We start from the raw sequence: 16186 nt of genomic DNA on the forward strand, positions 1-16186 counted from the left end.
CAATGACAAAAAGCGGGGACGTTGCGGGTTTACGTGACTTGCTCCTCCAGCCGGTCGGCTTCCGACTGCGTGCCGGCGCTCGTGGGCGATCCGTCGTCGAACTGGGAGAGCCACTGCACCGCGGTCTTCCGATACCGCGTAATGCCCTTGTAGTCGACGAGTTCCGGTGGCAGTGAAGCGAGCACGCGATGCATGCGCCTTCCCCATTTCGGCACGCGCACCAGTTCGTCGAGCGCGATCAGGTAGCAGCGCACGCAAAAGAGGATCGCGTTGCTGCGCGGCAGCCTGAAAAGCGTCTGCAACTCGACGCGCAGGTGCAGCTTGCCTCCCACGTTCTCGGGCGTGATGCTCGCGCGGTCCGGGCCCCATTCGGGATAGCTCTCGGGCGACGTGTCGAGGCGCGGATTGACCGTCATCGTCCAGTTCAGGCGCCGCACGGGCGCGCCGAGTTGCAGGCGCAGCAGGAACTTGAGCGCCCGCTCGAAGATGCCCGCCTGATGCGCGAGCGGCACGGGACCATGCCACTCCATGAAGCTCATGCCGAGATCGAAGTCGAGCGACCAGTCGGCCTGCGTCGTGACCGTGCCGCCATCCATGAAGAGGTTGTCGTCGCGATGGTCGAGCAGGACATAGTCGCCCTGGGCCTGGCGCGTGATGTATTCGAAGGGCGGGCACGGCAGCGTGGCCTCGTCGCCGAACACGAACTGTTGCTCCAGACCGAGCGGCTGGTTGATCCAGGTCCAGTGGTCGCCGTCGCGTGTCAACTTGAAATGCTCGGGATAGTCGGCCGCGAGGCTTTCCATGATCATTTCGAGCGTGTCCCACTGCGCGGCGTCCATGTGATCGAGCACCTGCGAGCGCAATGGATCGCGCTCCAGCGTGAGCGCCCGGTCGCGGCATTCGGAGACATAGTGCTCGTCGATATCGAACGTTGCTCCGAACGCGGCCGACGCGCCGCCCTTTACGTGCGGCTCGATGTTCACCGAGTACATGTAGCGGTCCTCCGGGAACGGAAACGGAAAGCGCAGGATGGCCTGGTCGCTGTTCCGGAACGTATAGGGAGCGCGGAAATTTTCTTCGTTGAAGACAAGGGTCATGGCGTTTCCGTTCGTGGCCTCGGTCAGATGTTCAGGACGATCCGCGCGCCGCGTGCACGCGACACGCAGGGCAGCACCGTGCAGTTGGTCGCGCGTTCGGCGGCGCTCTGGAAAAAGTCGCGATGCTCGGGAACGCCTTCCAGCACCTCCAGCGCACACGTTCCGCACGCGCCGCCGCGGCACATGTAGGGCGCATCGACGCCCGCACCTTCGAGCGCTTCGAGCAGGCTCTGGTCGCCGGTCACCTCGACTTCGCGACCGCTCTTCGCCAGCACCGCGGTGAACGGCTCGCCGTGCGACGCGCCGCCAAAACTCTCCTGATGGAAGTGACTTTCCGGCCAGCCAAGCGCGCGAGCGGTCTCGGCGACGCCTTCCATCAGCCCCGCCGGGCCACAGGTGTAAAGGTGAGTGCCGGCCGGCTGGTCAGCGAGCAGCGCGCCAAAGCGCTCCTGCGCACCGGCCACTTCGACATACACCGCCACGCCGCCCGTCGTGCGCGATGCGATGAGATCCGTGAAGGCGTCCGCGTCTTCCGGACGACAGCACACATGCATTTCGACGCGGGCTCGGACGTGGGCCAGCTCGGGCAGCATCGAAAGAAACGGCGTGATGCCAATGCCGCCCGCGATCATCACGTGCTTGCCGCCGCGGCGCGCGAGCGGAAAGAAGTTCGACGGCACCGAGATGTCGAGCCGTGTGCCCTCGCTCACGCTCGAATGCATGAACGCCGATCCGCCGCGCGATGCGGGCACACGGCGCACCATGATCTGATAGGCGTCGCGCACGCCGGAGGGCGTCGTGAGCGAATAGGCGTTGCGCCATACACGCGACTCTCCGCGCATCGTGACGATGACGTGGCTGCCCGCGGAATAGGCGGGCAGATGTCCGCCCTCCGCCGGCACGAGCGTGAAGCGCCGCACATCATCCGTGACCGGTTCGACTTGCGCTACGCGTACCGGGATCGTTTTCGGTCCATTCATGCCCGCTCATCCTCGTGTCGATTGCGCCTTTATCAAGGCTCGATTGCGTGGGCGCATGACCGTGCAGGCCATGCGTCCACGTCAGCGAATTCACGAAGCTAGAATCGGCCAGCAAAAAATCCAATTCAATGATTCATTGGAGGTAGCCCCGCGCGGTAGCAATCGGGCAAGCAAAGGCACGCGAAAATGCGCTCGCAGACTTACAGCGTGTGCGTATCGAATGCTTCCCGCGCCGCGTCCAGAGCGGCTCTGCATGCCTTACAAACAGGCTTACAGATGACGTAAGGAGTTTCTCGCTCATCCCGCGCGCCCTTTGATTTCTATTTTTCCGGCGCGCGCGGAGTAGCCGGTGCTACCCACTCGGAGGTAGCGCCATTGGGCCATTGTGACGCTGATTTTAACGAACGAGACTTGCTGTCATCCAATGGCCATCCGAGGCCACTCGCTGCTCGGGCCGCTCCGGGCACCCCATCACGTTCGGTTCCACTCTCGGGAAACAGCTATGACAAGGCAATCCATTCTGAATGTCCGCCATCGTGAACTCGGCTCGAAGCTTGACGGCGATACCTGGAACGATATGCCGCTGCCCTGGTTCTATGCGAGCGATCCGAGCGACGAGGTGGTCGCCGTGCGATCCAAAGCCGGCCTCTACGACATCAGCGCGCTGAACATCCTGCACGTGACCGGGCCTGACGCAGCGGCAGTCATCGACAGCATCTGCGCCATCGACGTCACGAAGATGAAGCCGGGCACCGCGCGCCTCGCGGCGGAAGTCGATCACCGCGGCGCGGTCTGCGACGACCTGATGGTGATCTACGACGCGCCGGAGCGCTACCGCATCTCGCACGGCGGCGGCATCACGCAACAACTGCTCAAGGAGGCCGCCGAGGGCCGCAAGGTCGAGTGGCGCCAGGACTTCGATGTCCACATGCTTTCGCTGCAGGGGCCGCGCGCAACCGATATTCTCCAGCCGCACATCGGCATCAGGCTCAACGAGCTTCCCTACTTCGCGCACGTCGGGACGACCCTCTTCGGCCGCAGGATCGTGATCTCGCGCGGCGGCTATTCGGGCGAACAGGGGTTCGAAGTGTCGTGCAGCGCCGACGACGCCATCGCGATCTGGGATGCGATTCTCGAAGCAGGCAAGCCGCACGGCATCGTCCCCGCATCATGGACCTCGCTCGAACTGGCCCGCATCGAAGCGGCCCTGCTCTTCTACCCGTTCGACATGCCCGAAGGCGACACCACGCCGTGGGAGTTGAACCTCGACTGGATGATCGACCCCGACAAGAAGGGCGACTACGTAGGCAAGGCCGCGCTGCTCGCCTCGCGCGGCAAGGAGCGCTTCAGGCAGGCGGGCGTGATCGTCAAGCACGAAGGCGCGGTCACGGCCGGCTCACCGATCTTCATCGGCGACGAGCAAGTGGGCATCGTCACGAGTGCCACGTTCAGCCGCTACCTGATGCAGTCGCTTGCCATGGTGCATCTGAAGCCCAACCACACCGCCCTAGGCACGAAGCTGGAGATTCGCGACCAGGCCGGCACGTTCAGCGGCGTCGTCACGAAGACGCCGTTCTACGACCCGCTGCGCCTGCGCACGCGCGTGGCGGCATAGCGCAAGACTCCCAAGCCATTCGAACATCGTCTACGAAGACCCAAGCCAGGAGAGACACCCCATGCCACGCGATTCACGTTATGACGTCCTCTTCGAGCCGATCCAGATCGGACCGAAGACGCTGCGCAACCGCTTCTATCAAGTGCCGCACTGCATCGGCGCCGGCAGCAACCTGCCCGGCTTCCAGGCTGCGCACCGCTCGATGAAAGCCGAGGGTGGCTGGGCGGCCATGAACACCGAGTACTGTTCGATCCATCCGGAATCGGACGACACGCATCGTCTCTCCGCGCGCATCTGGGACGAAGGCGACGTGCGCAACCTGCGCGCGATGACCGATGAAGTGCACAAGTACGGCGCGCTGGCGGGCATCGAGATGTGGTACGGCGGCTCGCATGCGCCCTGCATGGAAAGCCGCGCGACACCGCGCGGCCCGAGCCAGTTCGCCTCCGAGTTCGAGACCTTGACGTACTGCAAGGAAATGGACCTCGACGATATCCGCGACGTCCAGCAGTTCTACGTCGATGCAGCCCTGCGCGCACGCGACGCAGGCTTCGACATCGTCTATGTGTATGGGGCGCACTCGTACCTGCCGCTGCAATTCCTCTCGCCCTACTACAACAAGCGCACGGACGGCTACGGCGGCTCGCTCGAAAACCGCGCGCGCTTCTGGGTCGAGACGCTCGAAAAGGTGCGCCGGGCAGTCGGCCATGATTGCGCGATCGCCACGCGCTTCGCCGTGGATACGCTCTATGGCACGGGCGGCATCGAAGTCGAGCGCGATGGCGTGAAGTTCGTCGAGATGGCCGACTCGCTCGTCGACCTGTGGGACGTCGACGTGGGCGACATCGCTGAATGGGGCGAGGATGCGGGGCCGTCGCGCTTCAACCTGCAAGGCCACCAGATTCCGTGGACGCGCTTCATCAAGCAGGTGTCGAAGAAGCCGGTGCTCGGCGTCGGCCGCTTCACCGACCCCGAAAAGATGACCGAGATCGTCACGAAGGGCATCGCCGACATCATCGGCGCGGCGCGTCCCTCGATCGCGGACCCGTTCCTGCCGAAGAAAGTCGAGGAAGGCCGCATCGACGATATTCGCGTGTGCATCGGCTGCAACGTGTGCATCTCGCGCTGGGAAATCGGCGGCCCGCCGATGATCTGCACGCAGAACGCGACCGCCGGCGAGGAGTATCGCCGTGGCTGGCATCCGGAAAAATTCGCCGAATGCAGTTCGAACAATTCGGTGCTCGTCGTGGGCGCGGGCCCCTCTGGCTCGGAAGCGGCGCGCGTGCTGATGCAGCGCGGCTACACGGTCCACCTCGTGGATTCCGCCGAGAAGATCGGCGGCCATCTGAACAGCGTCGTCACGCTGCCGGGCCTCGGCGAATGGGGTTATCACCGCGACTACCGCGAAACGCAGATCGCGAAGCTCCTGAAGAAGAACAAGCAGAGCCAGCTTGCACTCGGCCAGAAGCCGCTCACCGCCGATGACGTGCTCGACTATGGCGCGGACAAGGTCGTCATTGCAACGGGCTCGCACTGGGTCACGGACGGCACGAACTGCCTGACGCACGATCCGATTCCCGGCGCCGATGCATCGCAGCCCGACCAGCTCACGCCGGAACAGGTGCTCGCGGGCAAGAAGCCGATTGGCAAGCGCGTCGTGATCCTCAACGCCGATACGTACTTCATGGCGCCGAGCATCGCGGAAAAGCTCGCGGCGGCGGGACATGAAGTGACGATCGTGAGCGGCGTGCATCTCGCGAACTACATGCACTTCACCCTCGAATATCCGAACATGATGCGGCGTCTGCACGAGCTTCACGTGAACGAACTGGGCGATCACTTCGCGAGCCGGATCGAACGCGGCCGCATCGAGATCTACAACATCTGGGGCGATGGTTCACGCCGCACCTACAAGGGCGCGGGCCAGTTGCCGCGCGATGCGAACAAGACGCACCGCTGGCTCGAATTCGATTCGCTCGTGCTCGTCACGGGCCGCAAGTCGAACGACGGCCTGTATCGCGAACTGAAGGCCCGTCAGGGCGAATGGGCGGACAAGGGCGTCAAGGCCGTCTACCTGATTGGCGATGCGGAAGCGCCGCGCCTGATCGCCGATGCGACGTTCACGGGTCACCGCGTCGCGCGTGAGATCGAGGAAGCTAATCCGCAGATTCCATTGCCGTACAAGCGGGAAGTCGCGGTGTGGGGCACGCCGCATATGCCGGGCGGGACGTTTGAGATCGTCTACAAGAAGTGATGCGGGGCGGGATGATCGCTGGCGCTTGAGGTGAGGTGAGGTGAGGTGAGGTGAGGTGAGGTGAGGTGAGGTGAGGTGTTTATACCGTTTGATGCGCTTGTGCTTCTATGGAAATTGTTTTCTTAGTGGTTTATTTGCTCTGCCCCTGTCCGGGGCGGGACTCACTTTCTTTGCTGCTGCAAAGAAAGTAAGCAAAGAAAGCAGCTTCCCACCGCCAATCCTTGCCATTCGCCTCCAGACCGCTCCCTCAGAGTGGTCCAACCGGGGGAGTGTCGTTAGCAGGGTTTCACCGTTGTTGGCATGTAGAAAAGGCGCGCACGTCGCACCGCTGCGCGGAGTGGATCAGCAGTCATACATCCGTCTAGGCACTGCGTGCCCGACGACAGGTTCGCTAAGCGGTGAATTGAAGCATGCAGCAAACACGCACGTAGGATGGTGATGTAGCGATGGGTTTCGGGTTTCGGTTTTGCCTGACGGGTGAGCGCGTAGCGCGAGGCCGGATGTATGACTGCTGGTCCACTCCGTATAGCGGTGCGATGCCCGTGCCTCTTCTACATGCCAACAACGGGGAAACCCCGCTAACGACACTCCCCCGGTTGGACCACTCCGACATAACGGGCTAGCGGCGCTTGGCAAGGATTGGCGGTGGGAAGCTGCTTTCTTTGCTTACTTTCTTTGCAGCAGCAAAGAAAGTGAGTCCCGCCCCGGACAGGGGCAGAGCAAATAAACCAAAAACAAAACAAGTTCCATAGAAGCACAAGCGCATCAAACGGTGTTACTCCAACCCAACCCTCTCTCAACCTGTCCAATCGACAAACCATGCTGACAGCATCGAACTTCGACAAAACCTCGGTGACGCGCATCCTGTTCGAGAACTTCCCTTCGTTCGCGATCGTGCTCTTCTATGCCGTCGGCATCGCGGCAATCGGCGTGTTCGCGTGGGGCGTCCATATCCAGATCCGCAAGTACCGGCGCGGGCGGCCGGTCACCGGTCCGATCGACCTGCGCGCACGTTTCGCCGACATGCTCAAAGTCGTGGCGGACCACCGCACGATCGCGCGCCGCGATCCGGCAGCAGGCCGCGCGCACCGCATGATCTTTTACGGCTTCGCGGTGCTCTTTATCGGCACGGCGACGGTCACGGTCGACTACGACATCACGGCGCGCGTCTTCGGCTACCACTTCTGGAACGGCAACTTCTATCTGTTCTTCAAGCTCGCGATGAACCTGGCCGGCGTCTCGCTGATCGGCGGCCTGATCTACATGATGGTCCGCCGCGGCTGGATCAAGCCGCCCAAGCTCGATTACAAGCGCCCCGACCGCCAGCCTGGCGACCCTGACTACGACCGCAGCGGCTATCGCCGCGAAGACTGGGCGTTCCTCTGGACGCTGATCCTGATCGGCATCACCGGCTTCGTGCTGAGCGCGCTGCGTCTCGTGTGGCTGCAGGATCGCGCGGTGGTGTGGGACACGCGCTGGTGGTCGCCGGTCGCCGCCCTCCTCGCCGAGCCCATGCGTGCCGCAGGGCTCGGATCGTCCGGCGCGTACATCCTGCGCACCGGTCTCTGGTGGTTCCACGGCCTGCTCGCGCTGACCTTCATCGCGTTGATTCCGTACACGAAGATCAAGCACATTTTCACGGCGTCGGGCTCGCTGATGATGCGCGATCCGCTCGCCGCGCAACGGCTGCCGCGCATCGCGCCCGACAGCGAGAGCGTCGGCTACAAAACCATCACCGACTTCACCTGGAAACATCTGCTGAATCTCGACGCCTGCACGAAGTGCGGACGCTGCCATGAAGCGTGTCCGGCGAATGCGTCAGGTGCGCCGCTTTCCCCCCGCGACGTGATCCTGTCGCTGCGCGAATTCGCGAACGAGGCGCTCGAGAAGAACACGCTGCCCGACGAGGTCAAGCTCGACGTGCATGGCAAGGGCATCGGCCAGGTGTTCATGGAGACCGTATGGTCGTGCCGCACCTGCATGGCGTGCGTCGAAATCTGTCCGGTGGCAGTGGAGCATGTGCCGATCATCGTGCAGTTGCGCCGCAAGCTCGTCGAAGACGGCGAGATGGAACCGCAAGTGCAAAAGACGCTGCAGGCCATCCACAAGAACGGCAACTCGTTCAACGAATCGAAGCGCAAGCGCGCGGCATGGGCCAAGCCCCTGCCCTTCGAGATCAAGGATGCGCGCAAGGAGCCGGTGGACATGCTGTGGTTCGTCGGCGACTATGCCTCGTTCGACCCCCGCAACCAGCGCGTGACCCGGGCCTTCGCAACCTTGCTGCATGAAGCAAACGTCGCCTTCGGCCTGCTCTATGAAGGGGAGTCGAACGCCGGCAACGATGTGCGCCGCGTCGGCGAGGAAGGGCTTTATGAACTGCTCGCGGAAAACAACATCGCGATGCTCGGCAAGTCGACCTTCAAGCGCATCGTGACGACCGACCCGCACTCCTACAACACGATCCGCAACGAATACCCGGACTTCGGCGGCAAGTACGAAATCGAGCACTACACGAGCCTTCTCGCGCGCATGATCCGCGAACGCACGATCACGCCCCGGCGCTCGCTCGACTATCGCGTGACCTTCCACGATCCATGCCATCTCGGCCGCTTCAACAAGGGCTACGACGCACCGCGCGAGATTCTCGCCGCGCTCGGTTGCGACCTCGTCGAGATGCCGCGCTCACGCGACAATTCGTTCTGCTGCGGCGCGGGCGGCGGGAGGATCTGGATGAGCGATCCGGTGGGCGTCGAAAAGCCGTCGCAACTGCGCATGCACGAGGCCGCGCGCATCGAAGGGCTCGAAGTATTCGTCGTGTGCTGCCCCAAGGATCTGACGATGTTCGAGGACGCGCTGAAGACGAGCGGTTACGAAGGCAAGTTCGTCGTGCGCGAACTCATCGAGCTGGTCGCGGAAAGTCTTGCCGATGCAGCGCGAGACGGCCCCGTATCGGACGACCAGCGCGAAGCCGTGCCCGCGTGAGGGCGACCAGGGACCGGCGCACATGTCCACTCCGCAAATGCCCATCGCCCCCGCCGATCCGGCCGTCCGAACGCCGGCCGTCGCGGCTACGCCAAGGCGTCACTGGCGCGAACTGGTCTGCCTCGCTCTCGAAGCCGACGACCTGTACGGCGCGGCCGCGCTCTATCCGTATGCCAGCGGCAGCGACCGGAAACGGCTCGGGTCGCGGCTCTTCAACACGCGCCGCGACCGGCTCGCGCTCGCGGCGCTCTCCTTCGCGCCTGCCGCCGTGCTCGCGCGGCTTGCCACCGTCGCGTCTGAAAGTAGTGACACGACGCTCGGGGTCCGCCTCGCGCGCAATCCTTCGACGCCCGGCCCGGCGCTCGACGCACTGGCTTCGCAAGCCGGCGCAATCGACGATGCCGGGCGCCTGTGGCAACTGCTCGCTCGCCACGCGAACGCGCCGCACGCGTTGCTTGCCGCGATCGCCTCGCGAACCGACGACGTCGCCGTGCTGCGCGCCCTGTGCGAGAACGTCGGCGTACCGGCGGATCTTTTGACACAGCTCGAACGGCGCGGCATCGCGACGCTGCAGCGCCTGCTCGCGATTCACCTTGCCACCGACGAAGAGACACTCACGCGTCTGTGGAACAGCACGCGCGCGAACGCGGTCCGCGCGCAGGTGCTGCGCCACCCATATTGCCCCGATGCGCTGCTGCGCTCGATTCCCGCGTCGGTGCCGGAGAAGCGCAGCGTGGCGCTTCATGCGCGCACGAGCGGCGAGGTGCTAACGCTGCTCGCCCGCGACGACGAAGCCACCGTGCGACGCGCGGCCGCCGTCAACCCCGGCACGCCGGCGGGCGCGCTGATCGCGCTTTGCTTCGACGCGGAACCCGCCGTGCGACGCGCCGTGGCCGCGCGCGCCGACGTGGCACCGAGGGTCGCCGACTGGCTTGCCGAAGATGCGGATGCATGGGTGCGCCGCTCGCTCGCTCGCAATCCCGCTTGCTCGACCGAATGGCTCGAACGCCTTGTGCAAGACGCGGAATCGGAAGTGCGCCGCGCGGTGAGCCGTCATCCGCGCTGCCCAGCGCGCCTGCTCGCCCTGCTCGCCACCGACGACGTGGCGTGGGTGCGCGCGGGTGTCGCCTATCGCGACGACCTGCCCCGCGCGGTGCTGAGCCAGCTTGCGCGGGATACCGACATCGACGTGCTCTCCGGCGTCGCGCGCAATCCGGCCACGCCGCAGGCAGGCCTCGCCCGGCTCGCCGAACATGACGTGCCGGACGTGCGGCGCGGCGTGATCCTCAACCGGCAGGCGACGCGGCGCGTACTGCTGCCGCTGCGCGAGGAGGCTTACCCGCTGCATCGCGTGCTGGTGTTCGAGCATCCCAATCTCACCGACGCCGATCGCTGGCGCATGCGCCTCGACCCGGACAGCGAAGCGCGCATGCGCATCTTCGGCTACTTCGGCCGCACGCTCGCGCCAGACACATCGCCCGCGCACGCGTCCCGTGCCGCGGCACTATCGCAGCCCCCGATTTACAGCAGCACCCCGTGCATGAACCGACGAACACGATGGAGCCAAGATGAAGATACTCGTAACCATTAAGCAGGTTGCGTCGCTCGATGAAGATTTCGAGTTGCGCGACGACGGCCGCGACGTCGAAGCGGACTTCCACGTCTTCGACCTGAACGAATGGGACCACTACGCACTCGAAGAAGCAATGCGACTCAAGGAAGGCGCTCAGGATGCCGGCGTTGAAGTCGTGGTCGCGACCGTCGGCCCCGACAGCGCCGACGAAGAACTGCGCAAGTGTCTCGCGAAGGGTGCGGATCGCGCGATCCGGATCTGGAGCGACGACCTCGAAGGCGCGGACCCGGTCGGCATTGCGCGCGTGCTGGCCGCGCTCGCGCGCAAGGAGGCGCCTGACATGATCTTCGCAGGCGTGCAGGCGTCCGACCATGCGTATGGCGCCACCGGCATGGCGCTCGCCGGCCTGCTCGACTGGCCGCACGCCGCGGTGGTGGCCGGGCTCGACTACAGCCCCGGTTCGCTGTGCGCCACCGCGCGCCGCGAACTCGAAGGCGGCGCCTACGCCACCGTCAAGGTGCAGACACCTGCCGTACTGACACTGCAACTGGGCATCAACACGCCGCGCTACGCGTCGCTGCGCGGCATCAAGCAGGCCGCGACCCGTCCGATCGAAACGTTCTCGCCCGCCGACCTCGGCGTGCCGGCCGACGAAACCGGCGCCGCCGGCTCGCTCTCGCGCGTGCGTCGCGTGTACGTGCCGGAAGTGGGCCGCGCGCAAATGATCGACGGCACCCCCGCCGAACAGGCCGCACGCCTGGCGAGCCTGATCAAGGAATTCAGAGGAGAAGCGTGATGAGAGGAATTCTGGTTCTCGTAGAACATCGTCAGGGGCAACTGCGCCCCGTGAGCCTCGAAGTGCTCGGCGCGGCCGTGCAGGCGAAGGAAGCAAGCGGCGAGCGCCTCACGGCGGCCGTGCTCGGCGCCAGTCCCGGTACATTCACGGAGGCGCTGCAACTCGCGGGCGTCGATGAAATCGTGACGGTGCAGACCGCGAGCGACGCCTTCGACCCCGACACGTACGAAGCCGTTGCACGCGCGCTGATTCAGGATCGCGCACCCTCGCTCGTGCTGCTGCCGCACACCATCGATACGCTCGGCTATGCCGCGCCGCTCGCCGCCAAGGGTAATCACGGATTCACGACCGACGCGTTCGGCCTCTCGCGCGACGGCGACGCATGGCTCGCCACGCGCTCCGGTTACGGCCAGAAGGTCAACATGGAGATCGAGTTTCCGGGCCGCGCGACGGTCGTCGTGACGTTGCGCCCTGGCTCGTTCAAGGCACCCGAGGCGGGCGGCACGGCTGCGCTCACTTCGTTCGCCGCGCCGCCGGTCACGGAGCGCAGCACGCATATCGAATTCGAGGAGCCGGCCGCGAGCGGCGACGTCGATATTCCCGGCGCCGATTTCATCCTGTCGGTGGGTCGGGGCATCGGGGAAGAGACGCACGTCGAACAGTTCAAGGAACTGGCCGATGCCGTGGGCGCGACGCTCGGCTGCTCGCGGCCGATCGCCGACTCGGGCTGGCTGCCGAAAGCGCATCAGGTCGGGCAGTCGGGCAAGACCGCCGCGAACTGCAAGGTCTACATCGCGATGGGCATCTCGGGCTCGGTGCAGCACATGGCGGGCATGAAGCACGTCGAGAACATCATCGCCGTGAACACCGACCCCGAAGCGTCCATTTTCACGATCGCGAAGTACGGCATCGTCGGAGACATCTTCGAGATCGGCGAAGAGTTGCGCAACCACTTCTGAGGAAATCATCCAGCACGCGGGCCGGTTCGTCGAATGGCGGCCGGTCCCGAAATATTTTTGAGATGTTTTTTCTTCGCATGCTGTCCGCGGTTAGACTATCCGGCAGAAAAAAAGCCGCAGCTCGAAATCGGGCATGACGTCACGCACCAAATGCACGACGCATGCCGCAAGAGACTGCACACAGGCCGTTCCAGTAAGAGACAGGCAGTCTGGTCAATGAGCCCAAGGAAGATAAGAGAATGTCCCCCAATACGGTTCTTCTCATCGACGATCACGCGTTGTTCCGCAAGGGCGTCGCGCAACTGATCCAGATGAATCCCGCGTTTTCCGTCGTCGGTGAAGCGTCGTCGGGACGCGATGGCGTAGACATGGCAGTGCGCCTCAAGCCCGACGTGATTCTGATCGACCTGAACATGCCCGAGATCAGCGGCATCGAGACGCTCGATCTGATGCGCCAGGCAAGCGTCGATTCACGCTTCATCATGCTGACGGTGTCCGATAACGAACGCGACGTGGTGGCCGCACTGCGTGCGGGCGCCCACGGGTATCTCCTCAAGGACATGGACCCCGAGGACCTCTGCGTGTGCTTGCAGAAGGCCTTGAAGGGCACGGCGGTGCTGAGCGAAGCCGTCACGGGCAGCCTCGTTCATGCGCTCTCCGGCGGCCAGCGCATTCCCGCGACGCAAACCGATCTCACGGCGCGCGAACTGGAAGTCTTCGACTACCTCGTCGGCGGACTCTGCAACAAGGCGATCGCACGCAAGCTCGATATCAGCGTCGGTACCGTGAAGGTTCACGTCAAGCACGTGCTGCGCAAGCTCGACCTGCACTCGCGGCTCGAAGCCGTCGTGTGGCGGCACGAGCACGAGCAGCGCAATCACTGACTGCCAGCACGGTCCATCCTTTCCAGCCGATGCTGTGCGCAGCATCGGCACGCGTGCGCTTCTGCCATCGGGTGTTCCCCCTACCTCCGGGGGAGTAGGCCATCGAGGTGTATTGCCGCTCCCGATTCGTCAACGAATAATCCGCCAGAGGGTGCCGCTCGCCCGCCGGCCATTATTCGGAGATACGCGTCATGGAATCATGTCAGGCCCTGAAGGAACACGACAGCCGCTTAAGCGAGATCATGCGTCAGAGGGCGCCTCGTTTTGGCCGCTTCGATCCCAGCGAAGCCATCATCCGGTCGTGGACGCGCTGTATCGAGGATCACGGCCTTCGTCCCGACGCGTGGCGAGCGCCGCCCGTTCTCACGAGCGCCGAACTTGCCGCACGGCGCGAGCCGCTCGCCGACCTGATCGGCTGCGCGAAACTCGAAATGGCGACGCTCTATCAGCAACTCGGCGATGCCGAGCTTGCAGTCGTCTTGACCGATGCCGATGGCGTGATCCTGCATCTCGTCTCTTCGACGGAATTCGCCGAAGAGGTCGAGGACTGGGGCTTCTGCGTCGGGGCCCTGTGGAGCGAGCGCGAAGCGGGCACGAACGGCATGGGCACCTGCCTCGCGGAAGGCGAAGCGATCGCCGTGCGCCAGCATGAACATTTCTATTCGCGCTACACCGGGTTGACCTGCTCGGCCGCGCCCGTCCTCGACGAACGCGGTTCCCTGGTCGGCGCGCTCGATGTCACGAGCCGCTCGCAACTGTTGCAGCAGCACTCGCTGGTGCTCGTCGGCATGTCGCGGCAGATGATCGAGAACCAGTTGCTCGATGCACGTCACGCACGCTCGCATGTCCTGCATTTTCACAGCAGGCCCGAGTTCGTCAATACACTGCATGCGGGCAAGCTCACGATCGCAGACAATGGCACGGTGCTCGGCGCAAATCGAAGCGCCCTGTTTCAACTGGGCTTTTCGTCGCTCGCCGACGTGGCCGGCAAGCTCATCACCGATATCTTCAACGCATCGCTTTCCGACATCGTCGGACGCAGCGCACGCAGTTCGTTCCATCCGATTCCGATTTTCCGCGCGCACGCCGCGAATCGCTTTTTCGTGGTCGCGCAGGAGCCGCGCAGTCACGCGGCCAAGGTGGTCGAACCCGTCGAAGAAGAAACGCCGCCAATGTCCGCACGGGCCGGCGCACGATCAGCCACCGAACGCGCACGCCGCGCCGGCGTGCCGCGTGTCGAATTCGGCGATGCCGGTCTTGCCAGCCAGTTCAGTCTCGGCGAGCGCATGATCGAGCGCGGCATTGCCGTCCTCGTGCACGGCGAGACAGGCAGCGGCAAGGAAGTGTTCGCGAACGCGCTGCACGCGGCAAGCGCGCGGCATCGCGGACCATTCATCGCGGTGAATTGCGCTTCGCTGCCCGAGCATCTGATCGAAAGCGAGCTCTTCGGTTACCGTGCCGGCGCGTTCACCGGCGCGCAGCGCGAAGGCAGGCGCGGCAAGATACTTCAGGCCGATGGCGGCACGCTGTTCCTCGATGAGATCGGCGACATGCCGCTCACGCTGCAGGCCCGCCTGTTGCGCGTGCTCGAAGAGCGCGAGGTCACGCCGCTCGGTTCCGAGACGGTCATCAAGGTCGACTTTCAGCTCGTGAGCGCAAGCCATCGGGACCTGTCCGAGCTGGTGCGCACCGGCCAGTTTCGCGAGGACCTGTACTACCGCCTGAACGGCGCCGCGCTGCATATTCCGCCGTTGCGCGACCGCAAGGACAAGCTCGCCTTGATCCGACATCTGCTCGAACAGGATGCCCATGACGGCGCGCCGTCGCTGAGCCCGGACGCGCGGCACGCGCTGCTCGACTGCGCGTGGCCCGGCAACATCCGGCAGTTGCGCAACGTCCTGCGCATGGCTGCCGCGCTGTGCGACGGGCCGGTGCTCACTTGCGAGCACTTGCCCGCCGATATCGTGCGCGGCCGCGCGGAGCGCCCTCCCCCTTCCGATCGCGGCACGCGGCAAGCATCCGCCGAGGTGGAGATCGACGAAGACGACGCATGCCCGGCCACGGCCCCCGCGCTCAACGCGATCCTGCAAAGCGAGCGCGAAACGCTGCTCGGGATGCTGGAAAGGCACCACTGGAATGTGAGCAAGGTGGCGATCACGCTCGGCGTCACGCGCAACACGCTGTATCGGAAGATGCGGCGCGTTCACATCAAGCCGTGACGCGCCGCAAGCCTCAGATCAGATAGCCGGGCTGATCGTCCTGCCGTTGCGCGGCGAGCGCAGCATGCGCCGGGCGCCGCAGCTTGCGCAACTGCGGCTGGCCGCCGATCAGCTCAGGCAACTCGCCGAGATCGTCGATGACGTGCAGACACGGCAACTCTGCCACCGGATGATCCGCACTGTATCCGTAGCTGACACAGACGACCGGCATGCCGGCGGCCTGCGCTGCCTGCACATCGCAAATCGAATCGCCGACGAACAGCGTATGCGCCGGCTCCACCGCGAGGGCCTCGCAAGCGTGCAGGAGCGGAGCCGGGTCTGGCTTGCGCTTCGCGCAGGTGGTTCCGTCCACGACGATGTCGAACCATCCTGACAAGCCGAAGCGCAGCAGCAACGGCTCAAGAAAGCGCATCTCCTTGTTGGTCACCACACCCAGCTTGACTCCCATCTCGCGCAATTGATCGAGCGCGGCTTCGAGCCCCGGGCAGCGTTGCGTCAGGTGGCCGTCCGCGCTCTGGCAAATGCTCTCGTAGGCCAGTTCGTAGCGGCGCAGCACCTGGCTATGGGTATGCGCCTCGTCGTCGAGCCCGAGCAGACTCAATGCCCGCTGCACGAGCACGGCCGATCCTCCACCGATCAGCCCCTGCGCCGCATCCGGCGCGATCGGCGGCATGCCTCGTTCGGTGAGCGCGCGATTCAGCGCGCGTCCGATATCCGGCGACGTATGCAGCAAGGTGCCGTCGAGGTCGAACAACACGGCGTCGACGGGCAGTTTGCGCGGCATGACTTGCATGGCTTGTCTCCTGTGATTTCTCAGTGAGGCGTGC

The 16186-nt window shown here is 64.6% G+C and carries 11 protein-coding genes; 8 read left to right on the forward strand and 3 right to left on the reverse strand.

Annotated elements, in window-relative coordinates:
- Positions 1-29: 29 nt before the first annotated feature.
- Positions 30-1097, reverse strand: a complete 1068-nt coding sequence (locus tag AWB68_RS12255; RefSeq protein ID WP_087644621.1) for a heme-dependent oxidative N-demethylase family protein — start codon at positions 1095-1097, stop codon at positions 30-32.
- 23 nt (positions 1098-1120) lie between these two features.
- The gene (locus tag AWB68_RS12260) at positions 1121-2077 is read right to left on the reverse strand and encodes a PDR/VanB family oxidoreductase (protein WP_087644622.1); all 957 of its coding nucleotides are present in this window, start codon (positions 2075-2077) and stop codon (positions 1121-1123) included.
- A gap of 502 nt (positions 2078-2579) precedes the next feature.
- Between AWB68_RS12260 and AWB68_RS12265 the strand changes: the two genes are divergently transcribed.
- The 8 genes from AWB68_RS12265 (at position 2580) to AWB68_RS12300 (ending at position 15359) form a co-directional block, all read left to right on the forward strand.
- A complete protein-coding gene (locus AWB68_RS12265; protein WP_087644623.1) occupies positions 2580-3692 on the forward strand; it encodes an aminomethyl transferase family protein in 1113 nt (370 codons plus the stop codon).
- A gap of 61 nt (positions 3693-3753) precedes the next feature.
- Positions 3754-5946 (forward strand): oxidoreductase, encoded by a 2193-nt coding sequence (locus tag AWB68_RS12270; protein ID WP_087644624.1) that lies wholly within the window; start codon positions 3754-3756, stop codon positions 5944-5946.
- A gap of 819 nt (positions 5947-6765) precedes the next feature.
- Entirely contained in the window at positions 6766-8928 is a 2163-nt protein-coding gene (locus AWB68_RS12275; RefSeq protein ID WP_087644625.1) for a heterodisulfide reductase-related iron-sulfur binding cluster, read from the forward strand.
- A 22-nt stretch (positions 8929-8950) separates the two neighbouring features.
- Complete coding sequence (locus AWB68_RS12280; RefSeq protein ID WP_125482923.1) at positions 8951-10519, forward strand: hypothetical protein; 1569 nt, start codon at positions 8951-8953, stop codon at positions 10517-10519.
- Entirely contained in the window at positions 10497-11297 is an 801-nt protein-coding gene (locus AWB68_RS12285) for an electron transfer flavoprotein subunit beta/FixA family protein (protein WP_087644627.1), read from the forward strand. The genes AWB68_RS12280 and AWB68_RS12285 overlap by 23 nt, the downstream gene beginning before the upstream one ends.
- Positions 11297-12256, forward strand: a complete 960-nt coding sequence (locus AWB68_RS12290; RefSeq protein ID WP_087644628.1) for an electron transfer flavoprotein subunit alpha/FixB family protein — start codon at positions 11297-11299, stop codon at positions 12254-12256. Before AWB68_RS12285 ends, AWB68_RS12290 begins: the two co-directional genes overlap by 1 nt.
- Positions 12257-12495: 239 nt before the next feature.
- Positions 12496-13140: a two-component system response regulator NarL gene (narL, locus tag AWB68_RS12295; RefSeq protein ID WP_087644629.1), complete on the forward strand. Its 645-nt coding sequence runs from the start codon at positions 12496-12498 to the stop codon at positions 13138-13140.
- Positions 13141-13331: 191 nt separating this feature from the next.
- A complete protein-coding gene (locus tag AWB68_RS12300) occupies positions 13332-15359 on the forward strand; it encodes a sigma-54-dependent Fis family transcriptional regulator (protein ID WP_087644630.1) in 2028 nt (675 codons plus the stop codon).
- Positions 15360-15372: 13 nt separating this feature from the next.
- Here AWB68_RS12300 and gph read toward each other — a convergent pair whose 3' ends face one another.
- Positions 15373-16152, reverse strand: a complete 780-nt coding sequence (gene gph / locus AWB68_RS12305) for a phosphoglycolate phosphatase (protein ID WP_087644631.1) — start codon at positions 16150-16152, stop codon at positions 15373-15375.
- Positions 16153-16186 lie beyond the last annotated feature (34 nt).

Source organism: Caballeronia choica, assembly GCF_001544535.1.
GTDB lineage: Bacteria > Pseudomonadota > Gammaproteobacteria > Burkholderiales > Burkholderiaceae > Caballeronia > Caballeronia choica.

Excerpts from the sequence above, each read along its gene's own strand:
- AWB68_RS12255 (WP_087644621.1), bottom strand. The coding sequence starts at position 1,097 with ATGACCCTTGTCTTCAACGAAGAAAATTTCCGCGCTCCCTATACGTTC.
- AWB68_RS12260 (WP_087644622.1), bottom strand. The coding sequence starts at position 2,077 with ATGAATGGACCGAAAACGATCCCGGTACGCGTAGCGCAAGTCGAACCG.
- AWB68_RS12265 (WP_087644623.1), top strand. The coding sequence starts at position 2,580 with ATGACAAGGCAATCCATTCTGAATGTCCGCCATCGTGAACTCGGCTCG.
- AWB68_RS12270 (WP_087644624.1), top strand. The coding sequence starts at position 3,754 with ATGCCACGCGATTCACGTTATGACGTCCTCTTCGAGCCGATCCAGATC.
- AWB68_RS12275 (WP_087644625.1), top strand. The coding sequence starts at position 6,766 with ATGCTGACAGCATCGAACTTCGACAAAACCTCGGTGACGCGCATCCTG.
- AWB68_RS12280 (WP_125482923.1), top strand. The coding sequence starts at position 8,951 with ATGTCCACTCCGCAAATGCCCATCGCCCCCGCCGATCCGGCCGTCCGA.
- AWB68_RS12285 (WP_087644627.1), top strand. The coding sequence starts at position 10,497 with ATGAAGATACTCGTAACCATTAAGCAGGTTGCGTCGCTCGATGAAGAT.
- AWB68_RS12290 (WP_087644628.1), top strand. The coding sequence starts at position 11,297 with ATGAGAGGAATTCTGGTTCTCGTAGAACATCGTCAGGGGCAACTGCGC.
- narL (WP_087644629.1), top strand. The coding sequence starts at position 12,496 with ATGTCCCCCAATACGGTTCTTCTCATCGACGATCACGCGTTGTTCCGC.
- AWB68_RS12300 (WP_087644630.1), top strand. The coding sequence starts at position 13,332 with ATGGAATCATGTCAGGCCCTGAAGGAACACGACAGCCGCTTAAGCGAG.
- gph (WP_087644631.1), bottom strand. The coding sequence starts at position 16,152 with ATGCAAGTCATGCCGCGCAAACTGCCCGTCGACGCCGTGTTGTTCGAC.